At 32.5% G+C, this 20,371-nt stretch carries 22 protein-coding genes; 5 read left to right on the top strand and 17 right to left on the bottom strand.

The window, feature by feature from the left end:
* Positions 1–53: 53 nt before the first annotated feature.
* The gene (locus HMPREF2586_RS09385) at positions 54–368 is read left to right on the top strand and encodes a hypothetical protein (RefSeq protein ID WP_046208573.1); all 315 of its coding nucleotides are present in this window, start codon (positions 54–56) and stop codon (positions 366–368) included.
* A gap of 274 nt (positions 369–642) precedes the next feature.
* On the opposite strand, the gene HMPREF2586_RS09380 is transcribed toward HMPREF2586_RS09385, so the two are convergent.
* From HMPREF2586_RS09380 to HMPREF2586_RS09365, 4 genes are read right to left on the bottom strand one after another with little or no spacing between them, the layout of a single operon-like run.
* The gene (locus HMPREF2586_RS09380) at positions 643–1,446 is read right to left on the bottom strand and encodes a Cof-type HAD-IIB family hydrolase (RefSeq protein WP_064209007.1); all 804 of its coding nucleotides are present in this window, start codon (positions 1,444–1,446) and stop codon (positions 643–645) included.
* Between the two features lie 53 nt (positions 1,447–1,499).
* Entirely contained in the window at positions 1,500–2,411 is a 912-nt protein-coding gene (thrB, locus tag HMPREF2586_RS09375; RefSeq protein WP_070812724.1) for a homoserine kinase, read from the bottom strand.
* Position 2,412: 1 nt separating this feature from the next.
* Positions 2,413–3,474, bottom strand: a complete 1,062-nt coding sequence (gene thrC, locus HMPREF2586_RS09370) for a threonine synthase (protein WP_046208576.1) — start codon at positions 3,472–3,474, stop codon at positions 2,413–2,415.
* Positions 3,475–3,479: 5 nt separating this feature from the next.
* The gene (locus tag HMPREF2586_RS09365) at positions 3,480–4,763 is read right to left on the bottom strand and encodes a homoserine dehydrogenase (RefSeq protein ID WP_046208577.1); all 1,284 of its coding nucleotides are present in this window, start codon (positions 4,761–4,763) and stop codon (positions 3,480–3,482) included.
* Between the two features lie 192 nt (positions 4,764–4,955).
* Between HMPREF2586_RS09365 and HMPREF2586_RS09360 the strand changes: the two genes are divergently transcribed.
* Entirely contained in the window at positions 4,956–6,323 is a 1,368-nt protein-coding gene (locus HMPREF2586_RS09360) for an aspartate kinase (RefSeq protein WP_046208578.1), read from the top strand.
* Positions 6,324–6,419: 96 nt separating this feature from the next.
* Here HMPREF2586_RS09360 and HMPREF2586_RS09355 read toward each other — a convergent pair whose 3' ends face one another.
* Both HMPREF2586_RS09355 and HMPREF2586_RS09350 read right to left on the bottom strand, forming a co-directional pair.
* Complete coding sequence (locus HMPREF2586_RS09355; protein ID WP_046208579.1) at positions 6,420–7,013, bottom strand: hypothetical protein; 594 nt, start codon at positions 7,011–7,013, stop codon at positions 6,420–6,422.
* A 111-nt stretch (positions 7,014–7,124) separates the two neighbouring features.
* Positions 7,125–7,571 (bottom strand): DeoR/GlpR family DNA-binding transcription regulator, encoded by a 447-nt coding sequence (locus HMPREF2586_RS09350; protein ID WP_226857773.1) that lies wholly within the window; start codon positions 7,569–7,571, stop codon positions 7,125–7,127.
* 283 nt (positions 7,572–7,854) lie between these two features.
* Between HMPREF2586_RS09350 and HMPREF2586_RS09345 the strand changes: the two genes are divergently transcribed.
* Entirely contained in the window at positions 7,855–8,718 is an 864-nt protein-coding gene (locus HMPREF2586_RS09345) for an NERD domain-containing protein (RefSeq protein WP_046208581.1), read from the top strand.
* Positions 8,719–8,954: 236 nt separating this feature from the next.
* Here HMPREF2586_RS09345 and HMPREF2586_RS09340 read toward each other — a convergent pair whose 3' ends face one another.
* The gene (locus HMPREF2586_RS09340; protein WP_070658471.1) at positions 8,955–9,488 is read right to left on the bottom strand and encodes a thermonuclease NucI; all 534 of its coding nucleotides are present in this window, start codon (positions 9,486–9,488) and stop codon (positions 8,955–8,957) included.
* A 177-nt stretch (positions 9,489–9,665) separates the two neighbouring features.
* Between HMPREF2586_RS09340 and HMPREF2586_RS09335 the strand changes: the two genes are divergently transcribed.
* On the top strand, positions 9,666–9,857 hold the full coding sequence (locus HMPREF2586_RS09335; RefSeq protein WP_046208583.1) for a hypothetical protein: 192 nt from the start codon (positions 9,666–9,668) through the stop codon (positions 9,855–9,857).
* Positions 9,858–9,964: 107 nt separating this feature from the next.
* Here the strand turns inward: HMPREF2586_RS09335 and HMPREF2586_RS09330 are convergent, their stop codons facing one another.
* The 6 genes from HMPREF2586_RS09330 to hflX all read right to left on the bottom strand — a co-directional run bounded on the left by HMPREF2586_RS09330 (position 9,965) and on the right by hflX (position 15,599).
* Positions 9,965–10,513, bottom strand: coding sequence for a GNAT family N-acetyltransferase (locus HMPREF2586_RS09330; RefSeq protein ID WP_046208584.1), 549 nt, complete (start codon positions 10,511–10,513; stop codon positions 9,965–9,967).
* A 131-nt stretch (positions 10,514–10,644) separates the two neighbouring features.
* Positions 10,645–10,845 (bottom strand): hypothetical protein, encoded by a 201-nt coding sequence (locus tag HMPREF2586_RS09325; protein ID WP_046208585.1) that lies wholly within the window; start codon positions 10,843–10,845, stop codon positions 10,645–10,647.
* A gap of 310 nt (positions 10,846–11,155) precedes the next feature.
* Positions 11,156–12,496 carry a type I glutamate--ammonia ligase gene (gene glnA / locus HMPREF2586_RS09320; protein WP_046208586.1) on the bottom strand — a complete coding sequence of 447 codons (1,341 nt, stop codon included), beginning with the start codon at positions 12,494–12,496 and terminating at the stop codon, positions 11,156–11,158.
* 21 nt (positions 12,497–12,517) lie between these two features.
* Positions 12,518–12,886, bottom strand: coding sequence for a MerR family transcriptional regulator (locus HMPREF2586_RS09315; RefSeq protein WP_075100069.1), 369 nt, complete (start codon positions 12,884–12,886; stop codon positions 12,518–12,520).
* Positions 12,887–13,128: 242 nt separating this feature from the next.
* The gene (locus tag HMPREF2586_RS09310; protein ID WP_070658468.1) at positions 13,129–14,352 is read right to left on the bottom strand and encodes a methionine gamma-lyase family protein; all 1,224 of its coding nucleotides are present in this window, start codon (positions 14,350–14,352) and stop codon (positions 13,129–13,131) included.
* A 14-nt stretch (positions 14,353–14,366) separates the two neighbouring features.
* A complete protein-coding gene (gene hflX / locus HMPREF2586_RS09305) occupies positions 14,367–15,599 on the bottom strand; it encodes a GTPase HflX (protein WP_070658467.1) in 1,233 nt (410 codons plus the stop codon).
* Between the two features lie 103 nt (positions 15,600–15,702).
* Between hflX and HMPREF2586_RS09300 the strand changes: the two genes are divergently transcribed.
* Positions 15,703–16,176 (top strand): glutathione peroxidase, encoded by a 474-nt coding sequence (locus tag HMPREF2586_RS09300; RefSeq protein ID WP_070658465.1) that lies wholly within the window; start codon positions 15,703–15,705, stop codon positions 16,174–16,176.
* 100 nt (positions 16,177–16,276) lie between these two features.
* On the opposite strand, the gene hfq is transcribed toward HMPREF2586_RS09300, so the two are convergent.
* The 4 genes from hfq to HMPREF2586_RS09280 all read right to left on the bottom strand — a co-directional run bounded on the left by hfq (position 16,277) and on the right by HMPREF2586_RS09280 (position 20,358).
* Complete coding sequence (gene hfq, locus HMPREF2586_RS09295) at positions 16,277–16,495, bottom strand: RNA chaperone Hfq (RefSeq protein WP_046208590.1); 219 nt, start codon at positions 16,493–16,495, stop codon at positions 16,277–16,279.
* A 1-nt stretch (position 16,496) separates the two neighbouring features.
* The gene (gene miaA / locus HMPREF2586_RS09290; RefSeq protein WP_046208591.1) at positions 16,497–17,444 is read right to left on the bottom strand and encodes a tRNA (adenosine(37)-N6)-dimethylallyltransferase MiaA; all 948 of its coding nucleotides are present in this window, start codon (positions 17,442–17,444) and stop codon (positions 16,497–16,499) included.
* 15 nt (positions 17,445–17,459) lie between these two features.
* Positions 17,460–18,401: an alpha/beta hydrolase gene (locus tag HMPREF2586_RS09285; protein ID WP_046208592.1), complete on the bottom strand. Its 942-nt coding sequence runs from the start codon at positions 18,399–18,401 to the stop codon at positions 17,460–17,462.
* 283 nt (positions 18,402–18,684) lie between these two features.
* Positions 18,685–20,358 carry a glycerol-3-phosphate dehydrogenase/oxidase gene (locus HMPREF2586_RS09280; RefSeq protein ID WP_064209015.1) on the bottom strand — a complete coding sequence of 558 codons (1,674 nt, stop codon included), beginning with the start codon at positions 20,356–20,358 and terminating at the stop codon, positions 18,685–18,687.
* Positions 20,359–20,371 lie beyond the last annotated feature (13 nt).

Below are 20,371 nucleotides of genomic sequence, written 5' to 3'. Positions count from 1 at the left end.
TCAAAATTAGGGTATAATGAAGTTAATAATTTAATGACTTAGAGGTGGAAATTATGATTGGACAAACAAACCTATTTGACGATATTTTAGAAACTGATGAACGTTTCGTTATTGTTGTACAATCACTTGAAGAAAGACATGATCAACTAATCAAACGCACATTAAGAGAGTACCCAAGTTTAGATCACTCACAAATGGAAAGTCTTTTTAGCCATCTTAAAGAACTATTTTCAGAAGAAGCATTTGAAGATAATCAATCAGCGTTTTCAATTACGGTTTATACCAATTTAAATTATGCAGCAGATAATGTCTATGCGCATGTTAAAAGACATCGAGGTAAAAATGAATGGACACATACTGCAAAATAAGTACTTACTTAAGATGAGTCTGAGATATAAAATTCTTGGACAAATGTGACGTATTTTAGCGAAACGCTTGAGGGAACAGGACAAGCTGAAGACTACAGGTTAGAGCTATCATTCAAAAGGCGAGTCAATAATAGGAAGTATTAAATAAATGAAGCACTCAGATGATATAATTTAATTCATCTGAGTGCTATTTTTAGATTTGTGCCCCACTCTCATCTATATTCAGAATGAGGTTTTTGAATAAGACTATCAATCAAAGACACAATACAACATTTTAATTGAGTAAAGATTTCAGAGTATGTGGGATACCATCATTATCATTTGTTAAAGTAACTTCATCAGCAACAGCTTTGACATCATCATTTGCATTACCCATAGCAACAGCTTTACCAACTACTTTTAACATCGATATATCATTCGAACTATCACCAAAACCAATAACTTGAGATAAGTTTATATCTAATTTTTGACACAACTCAGTAATCGCATTGCCTTTTGATACACCTTGAGCCATAAATTCTAAGAAAAAAGGTTTACTTGTAGTAACATCGATGTTTTCATTAAAATGACCATCTAAATTATTTCTAATACTTGTAATATTTGGAACATAATCAATGCCCATAACTTTAGGTACATCTTGTTGAATATATGCTTTTAAATCATCTACCTGTTTCATTGGCAGGCCTGTGAGTTCTGATTCAATGTTCATATATTCATGTTCACCCTCATAGACGATATAACCATCTTGATAAGTTAAAACAAACAAGCTATGTGCTCTACAAAAATCAACAATACTATCAAAATCAGATTTTGATACAGTGCGACTCACTTCCACTTTTTCATCAGAAACGTTAACCGTTTTTCCACCATTATAACTTATGACATAACTTTTATATTGGTCTAATTTCAAATGTTTTGCTGTAGGCATCATACCATCTGTTGGTCGACCTGAAGCAAGTACAACTTTATAACCTTGCGCTTGGATATTCATTAAATACTTGGCTGTTTCAGCGCTAACTTCGTTATCCGAAGTCATTAATGTATCATCCATATCCATCACTATTAATTTATATCCCATCTTATAATCTCCTTTCAACATCTACAAAACTATATTATAACAAATCAATCAAACTAATATACTACTTCAGATTCAACACCTGTGATATTGACTGTAACGAGTTCTGATCGACAATTCGTAAATTCACGTTTCAATTCTCTTACTAGTTCGCCGCTTCGTTCAGGTGCAATCAGGGTTAATACAGTTGGTCCTGCACCACTAATAACAGTAGCATAAGACTTATATTGTTTTGCAATCTGTTTAATCGTTTGGAATTCTGGGATTAAATGTTGGCGATATGGTTCATGAAAACCGTCTTGTTCCATCATTTTGCCTGCCAATTCATAATTCTGTTGTATTAAAGCACTAATCATCGTATTACTGATTGCACTATTTCTAACAGCGTTTTTATGCGAGAATGTTTCCGGCAAGACATTCCTTGAAAGCGTTGTACTCAATTCATTTGATGGTATTGTAATGATAATATCAGCTTTTGGCGGGTCAATATATGATACATCCGTCACTTTTGTTTCAGGATCATAATATCCTAAGACAAGCCCACCATAAATCGTGGGTGCCACATTATCAGGATGTCCTTCAAATTCAGTTGCCAACTGCAATAATTCATATTCAGAAAGCTCTATATCACCAAAATAATTCGCTATGTATAATCCACCTACGAGTGCAGAAGCAGAGGAACCTAAGCCTCTTGCTAACGGGATTTCACTTCTCATTTCAATAGATAGGGACGGTAAAGTCACATCATATTTATTGGCTACTTGCTGTGCAATTTGATAAATATAGTGTGTTTCATCTGTTGGTAATGATTCAACATTAGGGCCTATATGTTTAAATGACCATCTATTGCTATTATTGATACGCACATCAAGATACAAAAATTTATTTAATGCCATTCCAATAGAATCAAACCCGACACCTAAATTAGCAGTAGATGCCGGTATTTTTAACTGTAAGTGTACACTCATACTAAAGTGCTCCTTTAATATATTCTAAAATGCTTTCTCTATCATTTGGTAGTGGCTTAATTGGGTTATCTAATAATGAAATAGCTGTGTCTGGATCTTTTAAGCCATTACCAGTCAATACTGACACTACGCGTTTTCCCTTAGGTAACTTACCAGCACGATGCAACTTAATCAAACCAGCAATGGAGGCATTACTTGCAGGTTCACTAAATATACCTTCTTTTTGAGCCATCAATTGGTATGCTTCTAAAATTTCTTCGTCTGATACACTATCAATGAGGCCTTGTGATTCTTTTAGGGCATGATTAGCTTTATCCCAACTTGCTGGGTTACCAATTCTAATTGCAGTAGCTACCGTATCTGGATTCTTCACTACTTTATTTTGAACGATTGGTGATGCACCTTCAGCTTGGAACCCGTATAAATGAGGAAGTTGTGTATCATTTACGTCATGATACTCTTTAAATCCTTTCCAATATGCTGAAATATTACCAGCATTTCCAACCGGAATCGATAATATATCTGGTGCTTGACCATTCAGCTGTTGAATTACTTCAAAAGCGCTTGTTTTTTGACCTTCAATACGATAAGGATTAACAGAGTTCACAAGCGCGATTTCACCATTTTTAGCCACTTCTTGTACAATTTCAAGCGCTTCATCAAAATTGCCTTCTATAGAAACAATTTCTGCACCGTACATAACTGCTTGTGACAATTTACCTAAAGCTATTTTCCCTTCTGGAATAACGACAATCGCTTTTAAGCCTGCTCTCGCAGCATACGCTGCTGCAGAGGCTGACGTATTGCCAGTTGAAGCACAAATCACAATTTTCTTGCCTTCTTCTTTAGCTTTTGCCATTGCCATTACCATGCCTCTATCTTTGAATGAACCTGTTGGATTTGCACCTTCATACTTAACATGTAATTCAATACCAAGCATTTCAGACATATTCTCGCAATATATCAAAGGCGTATGACCTTCATTTAAACTTACTTTTGGTGTATTAGCTGTCACTGGTAAATATGCTTTAAATTCTTCTACAAGTCCTTGCCAATTTTTCATAAACATTAAACTCCTTCAACTGGATATATTTTCTGTACTACATAGCCTGATTGTTGAATCGTTGCTATCGGTGATTCATCAATACCTATAATAACCACACCTGCAGTATGTGCATCACGTTCAGCCACTACTAATGATTTATGAACAGGTAATTCGCCTTTTAACAAGGTTTCAACTTGTTTTACATCTTCCCCATCTGTTTGGACTACAACATAATAACTTTCCTTACCTTTAATAACAATCGTATCTTCTTCTTCATTCATCATTTCTTTGGTTTCTTCAGTTTTTAATTCAAAATGCGGGGGTAACGTATGTAAATTAGTATCAAAATTAAATGTTACATTTAATAAATCACTGACAACAGCACTTCCTGTTGCTAAACTACCCGCACCTTTACCATAAAACATTGTTTCTCCAACAGCATCACCAATAACATAAATCGCGTTAAATTCATCTTCAACAGACGCTAACTGATGGCTTTTATCAATCAAAGTTGGTGCAACAGATGCATTGACCTGAGCATTTTCATATGTACCTTTACCTATCAATTTTATCTTATAGCCAAATTTATCAGCTACTTTAATATCTGGTAGCGTAACATCGCTAATGCCATATCTATCAACTTCATCTAAATTAATTACTTGGTTAAACGATAAATACGAGGTAATGACGACTTTTCGTGCTGCATCAACACCTTCAACATCATCAGTTGGATCCGCTTCTGCAAACCCTAAACGTTGTGCTTCTGCCAAAGCTTCTTCAAATGATGTCTCTTCTTGAGTCATCTTACTTAAAATAAAGTTAGATGTACCATTTAAAATCCCCATAAACTTACTTATATTATTAGCATTTAAACCATTGTTTATCGCATTTACAATAGGAATACCGCCTGCAACACTAGCTTCATATTTTAAAGCAACGTCATTTTCTTGCGCTAAATGTTCTAACTCTCGTAAGTTTTCAGCCAACAAATCTTTATTTGCTGTAATCACATGTTTTTGCTCACTCAATGCGCGTTTTAACCATTCTACTGTAGGTTCAACGCCTCCGAGCACTTCGACGATGATATCTATTGAGTCATCATTAAATATATCTTCTATATCTTCTGTTAAGTTATATTTTGATGTGTTAATAGGCCGTTTTCTAGACTTGTCACGTACTAATATATGTCTAATATTAATATCTTTATTCATCGTTTCTCTAATTTGTTCTCTATTTTCTTCTATTATTTTTACTACACCAGAACCTACTGTTCCTAAACCAAGTAGTGCTACATTTAATTCTTTCATGTTTTCATTCCTCCGTTTGTTTATCTAAAAAATACAATTGTACAGTTGAAAAATACTTGAATATGGTATAGTATAAATTCATTCATTATTTTTGTAAAGTCTACGTATATTTAAAACGTATATATATATTATCACTCCTGTGATAAAAACTAAACTAAATTTTCTGATTTTTTAGAAAGGTTGTATAACATTATGAAAGTAACTAAATTCGGAGGAAGCTCTGTTTCCAATGCAGAGCAAATTAAAAAAGTATTAGATATTGTTAATTCAGATGAAGCTCGTAAAATTGTAGTTGTTTCAGCTCCAGGAAAGCGCGATAAAGATGATGTAAAAACCACTGATTTATTAATTCGACTTTACGAAAAAGTAATAGAACGATTGGACTACACTTCTAAAAAAGAGGAAATTATTCAACGCTACAAGGATATTATTAATGAACTCAACATGAGCGACACACTTTTAAAAACAATTGATGAGACTTTAGAAAATTACATAGCAACATTGAGGAAAAAACCATCAAGACTACTTGATGCTCTACTTTCATGTGGCGAGGATTTTAATGCTCAAATTATTGCAGAATATAATAACAGCCAAGGCATTCCAACGCGCTACATTTCACCTGGAGAAGCTGGTATTACCGTTACAGATTTACCTCAAAATGCGCAAATCTTAAATCAATCATATGAAGCACTGTATAAATTACGGTCATTTGAAGAAAAGTTAATCATTCCAGGATTTTTTGGTATTTCAAGACAAAATTACGTGGTCACATTTCCTCGTGGTGGTTCAGATATAACCGGAGCCATAGTAGCAAGAGGTGTCAGAGCAGATTTATATGAAAACTTTACAGATGTTTCAGGCATTTTTAGAGCCAATCCTTCTATTGTTAAAAACCCTGAAGTCATAAATGAAATTACCTATCGTGAAATGCGTGAGTTGTCTTATGCTGGTTTTGGTGTATTCCATGATGAAGCGTTGCAACCATTACACAAAGATAGAATTCCTGTCGTTATAAAAAATACAAATAGACCTAATGATATAGGCACTTATATTAGACATGATAGAGAAATTGATTCAAATAGTGTTGTAAGTGGTATTAGCTGTGACAAAGATTTCACAGTATTAAATATTAAAAAATACCTTATGAATAGACAAGTTGGTTTTACACGTAAAATATTAGCTGTACTAGAAGACTATAATATTTCATTTGATCATATGCCATCAGGTATAGATAACATTAGTATCATCATGCGCTCTAAAGAGATACAAAACAAAGAGGAACAAGTACTTAATGATATACGTAAAAATTGTGATGTAGATGAGTTAAGCATTGAACATGATTTGGCAATTTTAATGGTAGTTGGTGAAGGCATGCATAGAATCGTTGGCACAGCTAGCACAATTACGCATGCACTTGCAGAATCAAACATCAACTTAAAAATGATGAACCAAGGCGCCTCAGAAATTTCTATGATGTTTGGTATCGATGTGACAGATGCAGAGAAAGCGGTCAATGCAACTTATGAATATTGTTACACTAAAAATTGTTTGAATACTTAAATAATAATTCAAAACTTTATGTCTATAAAAAAATCCTTCAAATCGTATAGACTCATTTGAAAGTTAATGAATACTATTGAATGATTTGAAGGGTTTTTAAATTGCTTTTTTTTCAGATATAAGTGCTTGGTTAATACGTTCATCTCCGACTACTAAGCGTAAAATAACAAATTGATAATAACTTAATGAATCAATTACGCTTCTATAATTCGGTAATTGATGATAATCAATCGGATCTAATAATTCATACATTAACACAATTTCAGGTTTAATATAATCTACATCCCATTTGATAGAATGAAAATAAATATGCTTTTCAGGTAATCGAATATTGTGATTCCATCTAAACATCCATTCATCATTTTCTACGTCATAAACGATGATTGTCATGATTAACTCATCATTTATATAAATATTTGCGTGAGTGACATCTGCAAATTTTAACTTTGAAAAATCAGTAGTAGTATTTGTACCGTCATGTAACACAATCGTATTATCTTTAGGTATAAACTTTAAAACTTCACCTAGATATTTTCTTTCGACACTAATATCAACCTTATCGTCTAAATTAAACTCATCATGAAGAAAGAGTTGTTTTGCGACTTCACCATTATATTTAAACAGTTCAGGTACATTTTCAGTTAAATTTTTTACAACTTCTTTAATATTTTTATTATTACTAACTGCCAAATCTGTACCTCCTATCAAAAGTAAGCGTTTCCATTAATAATTATTATATTATTTGTTGTCGTATTTTTCAATGTGAAAAGCACAAAAATGTGAACTTAAACACATTTTTATTTAAAACTTGCCAATATAGCTATAGTCTTGTCGATTTTGTTGGTTCAAAATGCTCGGTCTGTTAACAATAAATAATGCTTCTGAACTATGGTATAAAGCCAACTGAATTTCAGCAATTTCTGGCAATGTTTGGTACAGCGCCTTATCTACCATGTAAGGTGCAGTTGCAAAATAATAACGAATGCGATATCTCGCAAATGTTTGGATCACTTCCGAACCAGTAATAATATGTAGTGCATTGTCTACTTTTCCATTCGGCATTATGATATTAAAATCAGTGTATCTTGCGACATATTTAATGATATCTGTTGAAAAAGTAATCACTGAAATTTTAAGATTAGCATCATATAATTCGTCAAGAATTTGATAATTAACTGGATGATTATCGAATGCAATAACATCTTCATTATTTATATTTTCTATTATGTAGTTGATATATTTTTTCATAGTCGTCAATTCAATGTCCTCCAAACAGACTTTTCAATACTTAGTTTCATTGATAATATATGTATTACCCGATTTAGCACTTATTTAATAGGCATATATGTTTTTTAATTCATTAATTTCTATAATAAATCAAATCGCTCTATTATATATTAAGTAGGAATTGCTTATAATTAAAAAATATGATTATACTAATATTGAACTTATTAGTTAGTTGTATTTGTACTAATATAAATAAAAGAGTAAAATATAGTTTATTAAAAATATTTAGATTAGGATGATACCAATGTTTTTCCCGATTATTTTAGCAATAATTATTGTAATACTATTATTAGTTATTATTATTGAAAGAAGAGTGATGAATCATAAGCTTGAGACTGAATCATACGCAAAAGATCAGTTAATAAATAAAATTAGTATCATCACGCGTGAAAACACATATTTAAAAAATCAAATGCTTGAAAAAGATGTTAATAATGATACACATCATCATGGATTAAGAAAAGCAAAACAGGATTTAAACGACATATTAAATCAATATCGAAGTGAAGGTTCAATTTCATTTTTTGATATTATCACAACTGGAAATTTAGCAGTGAAACATCCTTTGTTTGAATATGCTAGAGCTTTCGATTACATCGTCATTACTGAAAAAGGATTATTTAATATCAATGTGAAAAACTGGAAGCAAAAAACATTTTATCATTTCACGGTTGACCCAACAAATGACACACAAAATAATGGAAGCGATACAGTAAATCAAACGGTTGGACGTTATATTGCAAACCAATTCCACAGTCAATTTCAATCAACACGACCAACAACATACACATTTGTAGAAAGAATTAGAAATAATTCTATTATTTATGACTTTTATAACTATGATCCATATGAACAGTCTTCAAAAAATGCCAAAGCATTGGAAGATAGAATTGCAGACCAATTAAACCACAGAATTCAAAATATTGGTTTAGTTTATTTTACAGATGGCAGCGTCAATTTAATTGATGGACCTACAGAAAGACAAGATTTTGTAGAAACAGTTTCATCCAAATCTTCACTAAAAGAAGTCATTGGTGAGACGATTGTAAATGCTCAAGAATCATTAACTGAGGCACAATACAATGAATTGCTTGCACATTTTCACTAATTAAAAGGTATTTAAAAAGCTGCAATAGAGATTTTGTTACGTGACGACATATCTGAAAGTGATTTAAATGAAAGAATACAAACTTACATTAAGTAAAGTTGAACACAGACAAACAAGCACGGTTAAAATCATAAAGATTTAAATATAAAAGAGAGCTAATCCATTAGGGTAGCTCTCTTTTTTGAGTATGGTTATTTATGTACCAGCCTCATTTGCGTTTAAGCCATTTGAAATTTTTAACTCCAAATATTTTCTTTATTGCTTTTAGCCATCTGTTCTGCTTTTTCGAATAAGTCTCTATATTTTCCATTTGGTGAAAAATACTTTTCTCTTGCCAATCCTTTTTTCACTAACAATTCATTGAACATGGTTTCTTTATCTAACCATACATATGCTAATGTGCGCCCATAGCGATCTTCTTTTTCTTTATCATATTCTAAAAAGACATCTTTATCGGTTAAATGTACTTTTGAAAAATCAGATGCTTCCTTACCATATGGTTGTACAGGTGTATTTGGTTTAACAGTCTCTGGCGTGTCTACACCTATCAACCTTACTTTAATTTGTTCATGCTGACTATTGTTTGCTACTAGTGTGTCTCCATCAACCACACGCGCTACATGTACTTTCTCAGTTTGTTTTGGTCCAGTATGATTGTTATTGGAATCATTGGATGAAAAAGGGCCAGTACCATTAATAAACTGAAATGCCAGTACACCTAGTACAACTATACTTATAATTAATGTCGTAATTTTCTTTGTTGATTTCATTGTTGCACCCACTTTTTTTGAATATACCAAATTATCATATAGAAAATTAAAGTTTACGTCAAGATGCTCATTCCAAAGAAAAATTACGCTTTTACAACAAATGAAACTATAATAGTTCTTTATTTTAACTCACTTAACAAATCGTGCTATAATACTAAGATGATAGGAGTGAACAACTTGAGTATATTTAAGGAGAACATGATTACAGTTATTGCGATTGTTATAGCAATCATAGTGGGATTAATATTACAGTACCAATATCAATTCCCACCTCTTGTATCTGCAGTTGTAGCAATATTTTTAGGCCTTTTTATTGGATTTATTGTCTTTCTCATTCAAGTGATTGTAACTAAAAACAAGAAAAAATAGTACCTTCTGCCGAGTGTTTAAATCGGCAGTTTTTTATTTAAGTTAACATAATTGTTATTGTTATTTTTATATATAGTAAAAAATAAGTTTTGCTTTAGAAGTTATATTTATAAAATCGCTCGGTTTAATGTCTTTTCTAATAACGTCCATGCTTCGTAATCTTTTTCATTTGAAAGGATTGGTCTAAACCCATAATTTAGATACATATTAACCGCTTGATAACTAGTGGTTTGAGAAGTTAAAAACGCTTGGTTATGATATTGAGATAGGCGATTCATTGCTTCAGATAATAAAGGTTTAGACAATTGCTTACCTTGATACTCTGGGAGTATCGCCACCCAATGAATGCGTCCGCAAATTTTACTATCTCTTGTTAAATTTCCATACCATGCTGTTGTAGTACCTATGACTTCACCTTTAGGATTTTCAAGAAACAAACATCTTTGTTCCATTTCATGCATATTTTGTCCGAATTCAGTGTTAAAATGTGTCAATGCTTGATCTGTAGTATCAAATTCATTTACTTTCATTTCTAAATTTGCCCATTTTACTTCTTCTCCTATTTTAAAATTTCGAATTTTATATCCAACAGGCAATTCATACTGTGGAATACTTTCTAAATTTTCTCTTATCATCTGTACTTTTAAATATTTCATACCTTAATCCCCTCACTCACAAGCCATTTGTCATCAGAAAAAGGTTGAGACATGATGTTCGTCTCAACCTCAATTAGTATAGTTTTCAATTCACTGAACCTTACTTGCATTATAACTTATAACGCTTGTATTTACTCTACTTCTTTTATAAATGTTAATATAGCATGAAACTCTTCTTCATTTGCTGAGAAAGCACGCTCTTCTACTTCACGAACGGTTGAATTGAGTAATTGATAATCCGCTACTTCTTCATCTTTTAAATATGCATTTATGCTACTTTCTAATTCTTTTAAGGAACTCGCTTTTAATGTACTTAGTTTTACTTCTTGCATGTAACTACAACCCCTTTTAATTATTTTTAATCATTTTAATAAGATTAAAAGTTATTTTTACTTAAAAAACTATAAATATGATATGTTTTTTCAAAACCCCTAATCTTATTTTCAAAAATTATATCACTTCATACATATTTTACATAGTTTTTTTATTCTTTAATAGTTCAAACAATGCTTATCGTCCTCAATTTCCACCCAAAAAGCTTTAATTAATATAAATAGGTGCTTAAAAAAGCAATCCAAATCACTTATGAGTAAGTGACTCGGATTGCTTGTATACCTAGTGTTTGCCCCTTTTGCTTAGCACCTAGTATTGTTTTAAATATTGCTCTCTTTCCCATTCAGAAACTTGAGTTCTATAATAATCCCATTCAATAGATTTTGAATTTATAAATTGATTATAAATGTGATTACCCAAAGCCTCTTTAATAGAATCATTATCTTTCATTGCTTTAATAGCAGTATATAATGTTGATGGTAAATCTTGAATACCAACGGCTTCACGTTCTTCACGATTCATTTCATATATATTTTGATTTACTGGCTCAGGTACTTCTAATTTATTTTCAATACCATCTAAGCCCGCTTGTAAAATAGCCGCTAATGCTAAGTAAGGATTGGCTGCTGGATCTACCGAACGAACTTCTACACGTGTTGATAAACCACGTGAAGTTGGTACACGAATTAATGGTGAACGGTTTTTACCACTCCAAGCAATATAGCATGGTGCTTCATAACCTGGAACTAAACGTTTATAAGAATTAACCAATGGATTACATACACCAGTTAAACCTCGTGCATTTTTTAGAATACCTGCGATAAAATGATATGCATCTTTAGTCATTTCCATATCGCCTTCAGGATCGTAAAAGGCATTTTCTTTACCCTTGAAGAGTGACATATTGAAGTGCATGCCGCTTCCGTTCACACCAAATAATGGTTTAGGCATAAATGTTGCATGAAGATTGTGTTGACGTGCAATTGTTTTAACAACTAATTTAAATGTTTGGATATTATCACACGCAGTGATAGCATCTGCATATTTAAAATCAATTTCATGTTGTCCTGGTGCCACTTCATGGTGACTTGCTTCAATATCAAAGCCCATGTCCTCTAATTCTAAAACAATATCACGACGACAATTTTCACCTAAATCTGTAGGCGCAAGGTCGAAGTAACCACCATTATCATTTAATTCTAATGTTGGTTCACCTTTTTCATCTAATTTAAACAAGAAGAATTCAGGTTCTGGTCCTAAATTAAGTTCACTAAACCCTAAATCTTGCATGTTTTTTAATACACGTTTCAAGTTTGCACGTGGGTCACCTTCAAACGGTGTGCCGTCTGTTTTATAAACATCGCAGATAAGACGAGCCACTTTGCCTTGACCTGCTGTCCATGGGAAAATAACCCATGTATCTAAATCTGGACATAAATACATATCTGATTCTTCAATACGGACGAAGCCTTCGATTGAAGATCCATCAAACATCATTTCATTGTCTAAAACTTTTTCTAATTGGCTTACTGGTACTTCCACGTTTTTAATAACACCTAAAATATCAGTGAATTGCAAACGCAGGTATCTGACATTTTCTTCCTTAGCGAACTTGTGTATGTCTTCCTTGGTAAATGTACGTTTTGCCATTATAAATGTCCCCCATTAATTTTATTTGATAAATCGAGATAAGTCACCACGATTTATCGGAATCGCTTCTCGTTGTGGTTTCTGTGTAGCATCAACAATCATTTGTTTTCTCGTTTCTTGTTCATCATCAGAAAGGTGATCATGTTCGTCATTTAAAATCTGTTTAATACCTTTTAAATTAAAGCCTTTTTCTATCAATCTTTTTATCTCTAAAAGGCGTTCCAAATCGTTTAACGAAAAAAGTCGTTTATTTCCTTCTGACCTATGTGGTTTAATCAGTTCATGTGTCTCATAATAGCGAACTTGTCTAGCAGTTAGTTCACTTAATTTCGTAACAACACTCATAGAGAAGACCGGCATGCTTCGTCGTATCGTATCTTTTGACTCCAATCCAATCACCTCTATTTTTGAACTTGTATTTAATTTAGCATAATTCTTAAAGCAATTCAAAAATATGTCAGGTTTTCTAACATATACTTCAAACCATTGATTTAATTGACTTTATAATGCACTTCCTACATTTAATCGCAGAATTTTCCGAATTTTTTTCTATAATTAGAAAAAGCCACATATGCATTTTAATTTGCTATTTGACCTAGCTATAAATACAATGTGGCCTCTCTTTAAATTTATTAAAATATTTTTTCAACAGCTCTTGTTACAGCTAATTTAACGTGTTCATACGTTAAGCCACCTTGAACATAAGCCTCATACGGTGGTCTTATAGGACCATCTGCTGATAATTCAATTGAAGAACCTTGAACAAACGTACCCGCAGCCATAATGACATCATCTTCATAACCCGGCATATAAGATGGTTCAGGACTAAAATGTGCGTTAATCGGTGAAGCTGCTTGAATACTTTGGCAAAATTGAATCATCTGTTCCTTCGTATCAAAAGTGACCGTTTGAATTAAATCCGTTCTAGGCACATCAAATCTTGGTGAGGTGTGCATATTCATTTGTTCTAGTAACAAACTCGTAAATAATGCACCTTTCAAACTTTGGCTCACAACATGAGGCGCTAAGAAAAATCCTTGATACATTTCTTGTAACGAATATAGTGAGGCACCAGCTTCTTTACCAATTCCTGGCGCAGTTAAACGGTATCCACATCTTTCCACCAATGTTTCATTTCCAACGATATAACCACCGATTTTAGCTAGCCCTCCACCAGGGTTTTTAATTAAGGAACCAGCCATTAAATCAGCGCCGCACTCTATAGGTTCTCGTTCTTCTACAAATTCACCATAGCAATTATCTACAAATATTATGATTTCAGGATATTGCGCTTTTATTTGTTGAATTGCACTTTCTATTTTTGTTAAATCTATGGATGGTCGTTGATCATAACCTTTCGAACGCTGAATAGCGATGACCTTAGTTTGTGGTGATATTTTAGTTAATACCTTATCAATATCGATTTCACCGTGCTTTAAGTCTACTTTATTATATATTACTCCGTGTTCTTTTAAACTTTCTATACCATTACCATTAATACCTATCACTTCTAATAATGTATCGTAAGGATTACCTGTAATATACATTAATTCATCCCCATATTTCAAAGTACTTTGTAAAGCAATTGTAATCGCATGCGTACCAGAAATAATCTGAGGGCGCACTAATGCGTCTTCCGCCTTAAATGCATGTGCATATAAAGCTTCTAAATGATCTCGACCTATATCATCATATCCATAACCCGTTGTGCCAAGTAAGTCACTTTCGGATACTTTAACAGCGTGGAACGCGTCCAACACTTTTTCTTGATTGATATAAGCAATCTCTTCTATATTTTTAAAATAAGGTTCTAGTTTTGCTTCTGTATCTGCTATTAATTGTTTCATATTTTTCATCGTAATTCTTCTTCCTATTCTTTTTTAAACCCTTTTACAGTATATGTTGCATCTTTCTCATTAAATATGATTTCTGTGACGAGTGTATGTTGTTTCAAGAAATATAATCTATCCGCATCAGCACTTGAGACATTTTCTTCATAAAAAGTTAAAGCTGATTTAACTTGCTCTATAAGTAATTGTTTCACTTTGTCTTCATCTTCTTCATTTTTACTTGAAACAAAAACTGATGGTAAATGAGTTGTTGGCATAGTTCCTTCGTGTAAATCTTTTTTATTAAAAATAATAGCTTGTGGAATATGCCCCATATCTAAGTCACCTATGATTTGGTTTACTGTATCATACTGAACTCGATATTCAGGATGACTAGCATCCACAACATGTAATAGCAAATCTGCGCCTTTCGCCTCTTCTAAAGTGGATTTAAACGCAGCAATGAGTGTAGTTGGTAGTTTTTGAATAAAACCAACCGTATCAGATATGATTAGGTTAAATCCATCATTGATTTGAATTTGTCTTGTTTTAGGATCTAGCGTAGCAAAAAGCAAGTTTTTCTCATAAGTAGCTTCATTCGCCAATGCATTAAACCAAGATGATTTACCAGCGTTTGTATATCCAATAAGTGCTACTTGAAACACATTATTTTGTTCACGTTTGTTGCGATATCGCTCTCGATGTTCAACCACCGTTTCTAATTGATGTTTGATTTCATTCATACGTGTTCTAATATGACGACGATCCATTTCTAACTTAGTTTCACCTGGACCTCTCGTTCCGATGCCACCACCTAATCTTGATAAACTGCGCCCATGACCTTGAAGTCTAGGTAATAAATAATCTAATTGCGCTAATTCTACCTGAAGCTTACCTTCTTTACTTCTTGCTCGAAGTGCAAATATCTCTAAAATCAGTTGTGTTCTGTCGATAATTTTAACGTTCAGATTACCATTTAATGTTTTTGACTGGGCTGTAGTCAATTCATCATTAGCAACAACTACATCTATATCATTCATTTCTATATAAGCTTTTATGTCCTCTAATTTACCTTTTCCAACGTAATATTTATTATCAAAATGTTGTCTGTTCTGGGTGAATTCAGCTTGTACATTTAATTGGCATGTTTCAGACAATGAAGCTAATTCTTCCATTGTTGATTCAAAATCAAACACTTCATCGGTTTGAGCTTGTACGCCAACTAAAATTGCTGTCTCTAATTCTTTTTTAGTCGTATGTGTTTGTTGGCTCATAACATGCACCTCTTTCAAAGTTTTCTTTGCTATTTTATCATAGTGTTTATATAAAGACTATCTTCTCAAATTATGTTAAATTAATAATAAGAGGTGACACGATATGACTATATACGATATAGAAGTTCAAAAACCAAATGGCGAAACTTACAAGTTAGAAGAATATAAAAATAAAGTATTACTAATTGTCAATACTGCAAGTGAGTGTGGCTTCACACCACAATTTGAAGGACTACAACACTTATACGACAACTATAAAGATCGAGGATTTGTTGTGCTAGGTTTTCCATGTAACCAATTTGGGGGTCAAGAACCAGGTACGGGTGAAGAAGCTACTCAAAACTGTAAAATCAACTATGGCGTTTCTTTCCCAATGCACGAAAAAATTGATGTCAAAGGCGAAAATCAACACCCTTTATATCAATTTCTGACAGAACAACAAAATGGATTTTTCAATGAAAAAATCAAATGGAACTTCACCAAATTTTTAATCGATAGAGAAGGTAATGTAACTAATCGATATGCGCCACAGAAAAAACCGAGCCAAATTGAAGCTGATATTGAAGCGTTATTATAAATAAATTACTGATTTAAAGAAGAAAGCTACACTTGATAATTTCTATCAAAGTGTAGCTTTCTTCTTTTAAAGTATGCAAAAATAAATTGTTTTTTTAATGTTATACTTCTTCTACTGCATCATCAAGTGTGAATGTACTGATAGCATGTTTATAAATAAGATGTTGCTTTCCTTGTGTTAATAAACAAACCAAATTGTCATCATAATCTTCGATAATACCTTTCATTTGAAAACCATTCACTAAAAATACGATAACTTTCGTTTGATCAGCCTTAAATTGTCCTAGGAATTTATCTTGGATGTTTTCTGTTGTATTCATGTTATGTTCTCCTTTTCTTTATTTGGACTGAAACTTCATCTAACATCAATGAAAGTGACATTATCTCTCTATCTAACCATACTACGTCGAGCTTGTTTTTGAACCAAGTCATTTGTCTTTTAGCATAATTTCTAGAATGCTTTTTCAATTTATTTGTTGCTTCGGCTAGACTAGCCTCATTTTTAATTACAGGTAACATCTCTTTATATCCGATAGCTTGCATACTTTGACAAGTCTCAAAACCATCTTCAACGAGTTGTTTCACTTCATTTAGTAATCCGCGTTCCAACATTATATCTACACGTTTATTAATTCTTTGATATAAAGTTTCGCGTGACATTTCTATCCCTATTAATAATGTATCATAATTTTCTGTATATTGTTGATTTTTCTTGCGTGAACTTAAAAGTTTTTTTGTTTTTAAATAATATTCAATCGCTCTACGTACCCTTTTACGATTATTTGGGTGAATAGTATCAGCTGAATCTTTATCTATCGAAGCTAAATAATCATGCAATACTTCATTTGATAATGAATCTAATTCATTTAGCGTATGGTCTACTTTAATTTGTTGTGCTTCAGATATCGTTTCATCTTCGAAAGCATAATTATAAATTAATGATTGGATATACAAACCTGTACCGCCTACGATGATAGGCATATGACCTCTAGCCGTAATTTCATCTATTAAATTTTGCGCTCTATTTTTAAAATCATACGCAGAAAATGTTTCATCAGGTTCAAGAATATCTATCATATGATGTGGAATATCCGCCATCTCTTCTCTATTTATTTTTGCTGTTCCAATATCCATATGTTTATAGACTTGCATAGAATCTCCGCTAATAATTTCACCATTAAATCTTTTAGCCAATTCGATGCTTAATTCTGTTTTACCAACAGCTGTTGGACCAACTAATGCAATTATAAAAGGTTTATCGCTCTGCACTTATATCAACTCTCTTTATGCTTTATCTACTCTGTTATATTTTTTTAAAATTTGTCTTTCTATCCAATCATACATATGTTGCCACGTAGTCGTAGCATCTTTTTCAAATAATACTTCATGTCTTTTATTTTTGTATAAATGTACTGTAATATGATGAATTTTACCCTTTTTATATAGTTTTCCTAAATGTCTAATCCCTTTTCCATAATTGCCTATCGCATCATCTTTTCCAGAAATTAGTAAAATAGGAAGATCTGACTTCATTTTTTTTATGTTTTTTAATTTGCTTGTCTGTAACATATACTTTACTGTTTCAAAAATCAGTTGATTTGAGACTAAAAATCCAGTAAAAGGGTCTTTTTCAAATTTTTCAACTTCTTGGTCATCGCTGGATAACCAATCATTTTTCGATTTGTTGTTTTCTATATTTTTATTGAAAGTTTTATACATTATTTGGTTTAACCATTTCAAACGACGTCTTTTACCAGTTATTAAAGTGATAAGTTTTAAAATTATTTGTACGCATTTCCCTAAAAACTTAGGGTATTGCATTGTTCCTGATAGAATCATGCCTTGTGCAACATCTGGATATTTTTGGGTGAAAATTCTAGCAATAATAGAACCCATTGAATGCCCCAATATAATATATGGCGTATGCACAGTATCTGAATACAACGTCTGTGCAATTTCAAAAGTATCATCTGCCACTTGCTCCATACTATCAATGTGACCACGTTCATATGATGCTATATCTTTACCATGCCCTCTATGGTTGTGTCGTAGTACATCATATCCTTGTTGGTTTAATGAATCAATAAGTGCATCATATCGATCCATATGTTCTGCCATGCCATGAAGTAAGTGTATAACACCAATCGTGTCTTTTTTCGCCTTATTCAATTTCACTTCTAAAGTCGTTCCATCTGCAACAGTGATTTTAAACTCATTTCCACTCATGTTTTACCCCCAAATCACGTTTCATTTCATTTCATTCATCATACATTATACAATATACCTTTAAAATACACTGTTTTCAAATACAATGCTATTCGGCTTATCACTTGTTACAGCGCTATTATTGATAAAATTAAATGCAAAACCTCATTAAAAATATAAAAACCCCTCCAAAGTCTACATTTTTTAATGTCTACTTTGAAGGGAAAGAACTATTGTTCAAAATTTGAATCTACTAACTCATTATTGGATAAGGAACAAATGTTAGATTCGGACAATATTTAATTTATTCTTTAACTGCAGGTTGATTATTACCTGTTTGTGCTTCATCAATTGCAGTTTGAAGTTCTTTTGTAAACAAGTCTTTTTGAATATCTGTGTAACCTAGTAATTCAGCCATTACATCAATAACTTGATCTTTATAATTGAGAACGTCATCTATTTTGAAATAAAGTTTACCAGTACGACGAATAAAGAAATCTGTTGGACGATGAACCATTTCGTTTTGAATAGAATAAATCAATTCTGTGTAAATATCTAAAGGTAAACCAGATTCTTGATATTGTGCTGTTTGAGCAATTTTGAATAATTCTTCTACATTTGAACCGTATTTCGTTGCGAAATGACGTGCTGTCGCATCATCTATTTGATAAGCTTTAGCATCTTCAACTTTTTTATCAATAAATTGATCAAAGTTTGCACTACCACCAACATCTCCACCAGAAATTGGTAAGTGTTTTGTAGCACATTTATCAAATTTCAAACCGTATTCTGATTTTAAGCGTTTAGATAATAGGTCTACAATTTCTAATGCCATATGACGATAACCAGTTAATTTACCACCAGCAATTGTAAGTAGGCCTGATTTACCTTCCCAAACTTCATCTTTACGAGAAATTTCTGATGGGTCTTTACCTTCTTCTAAAATTAATGGTCTTACGCCAGCCCATGATGACTCAATATCTTCATCAGCTACATTTACATCTGGGAACATATAGTTGATCGCATCAATTAAGTAATCTCTGTCTTCTTGTGTAGCTAATGGTGATGTTTTATCGTTATCGTAAAATGTATCTGTTGTACCTACGTATGCTTTACCTTCACGAGGAATCGCAAAAATCATACGTCCATCTTTTTCAGTATCAAAGTATACTGCTTGTCCTAATGGGAATTTTGATTGATCAATAACAATATGAACACCTTTTGTTAAACGTAATTGTTTGTTATTACGTGCATAATCACCACTACGTACTTCATCTACCCATGGGCCACTTGCATTGATTACTTTTTTAGCCTTAATTGGATAAGTCTCACCAGAAATTTGGTCTTCTGCATGAATACCGTTGACCTTTTCATTTGAATCATATGTGAAATGTACTGATTTCGTATGATTGATTACTGTGGCACCTTTTTCAGCTGCACGTTTCATGACTTCAATTGTTAAACGCGCATCATCTGTACGATATTCAACATAAGATCCGCCACCTTTTAATCCTGATTTTTTAACAAGTGGCTCTTTCGCTAACGTTTCTTTAGCATTTAACATTGTTTTACGTTCTGATTTTTTAACGCCTGCTAGTCTATCATACATTGCTAAGCCAATAGATGTAGTAAATTTACCCATAGAACCACCTTTATGCATTGGCAATAGCATACGTTCAGGTGTCGTTACATGAGGCCCATTTTCATATACAATTGCACGTTCACGTCCAGTTTCTGCTACAACGCCAACTTGCAATTGTTTCAAGTAACGCAAACCACCATGCACTAATTTTGTTGAACGTGAACTTGTACCTTGTGCAAAGTCTTGCATTTCTACTAACGCGACTTTCATACCTCTTTGTGTTGCATCTAATGCAATACCTGCACCAGTAATACCTCCACCGATAATGACAACATCAAAAGTATCATTTTTTAAATCTTGCTTAATCTGTTCTCTTTTCAAAGTTGATAAACTCATAAAATCTAGCGCC

The sequence above is a fragment of the Staphylococcus sp. HMSC034G07 genome (assembly GCF_001835975.1).
Taxonomy (GTDB): domain Bacteria; phylum Bacillota; class Bacilli; order Staphylococcales; family Staphylococcaceae; genus Staphylococcus; species Staphylococcus ureilyticus.
This window is presented reverse-complemented; position numbering and strand designations above follow the sequence as displayed.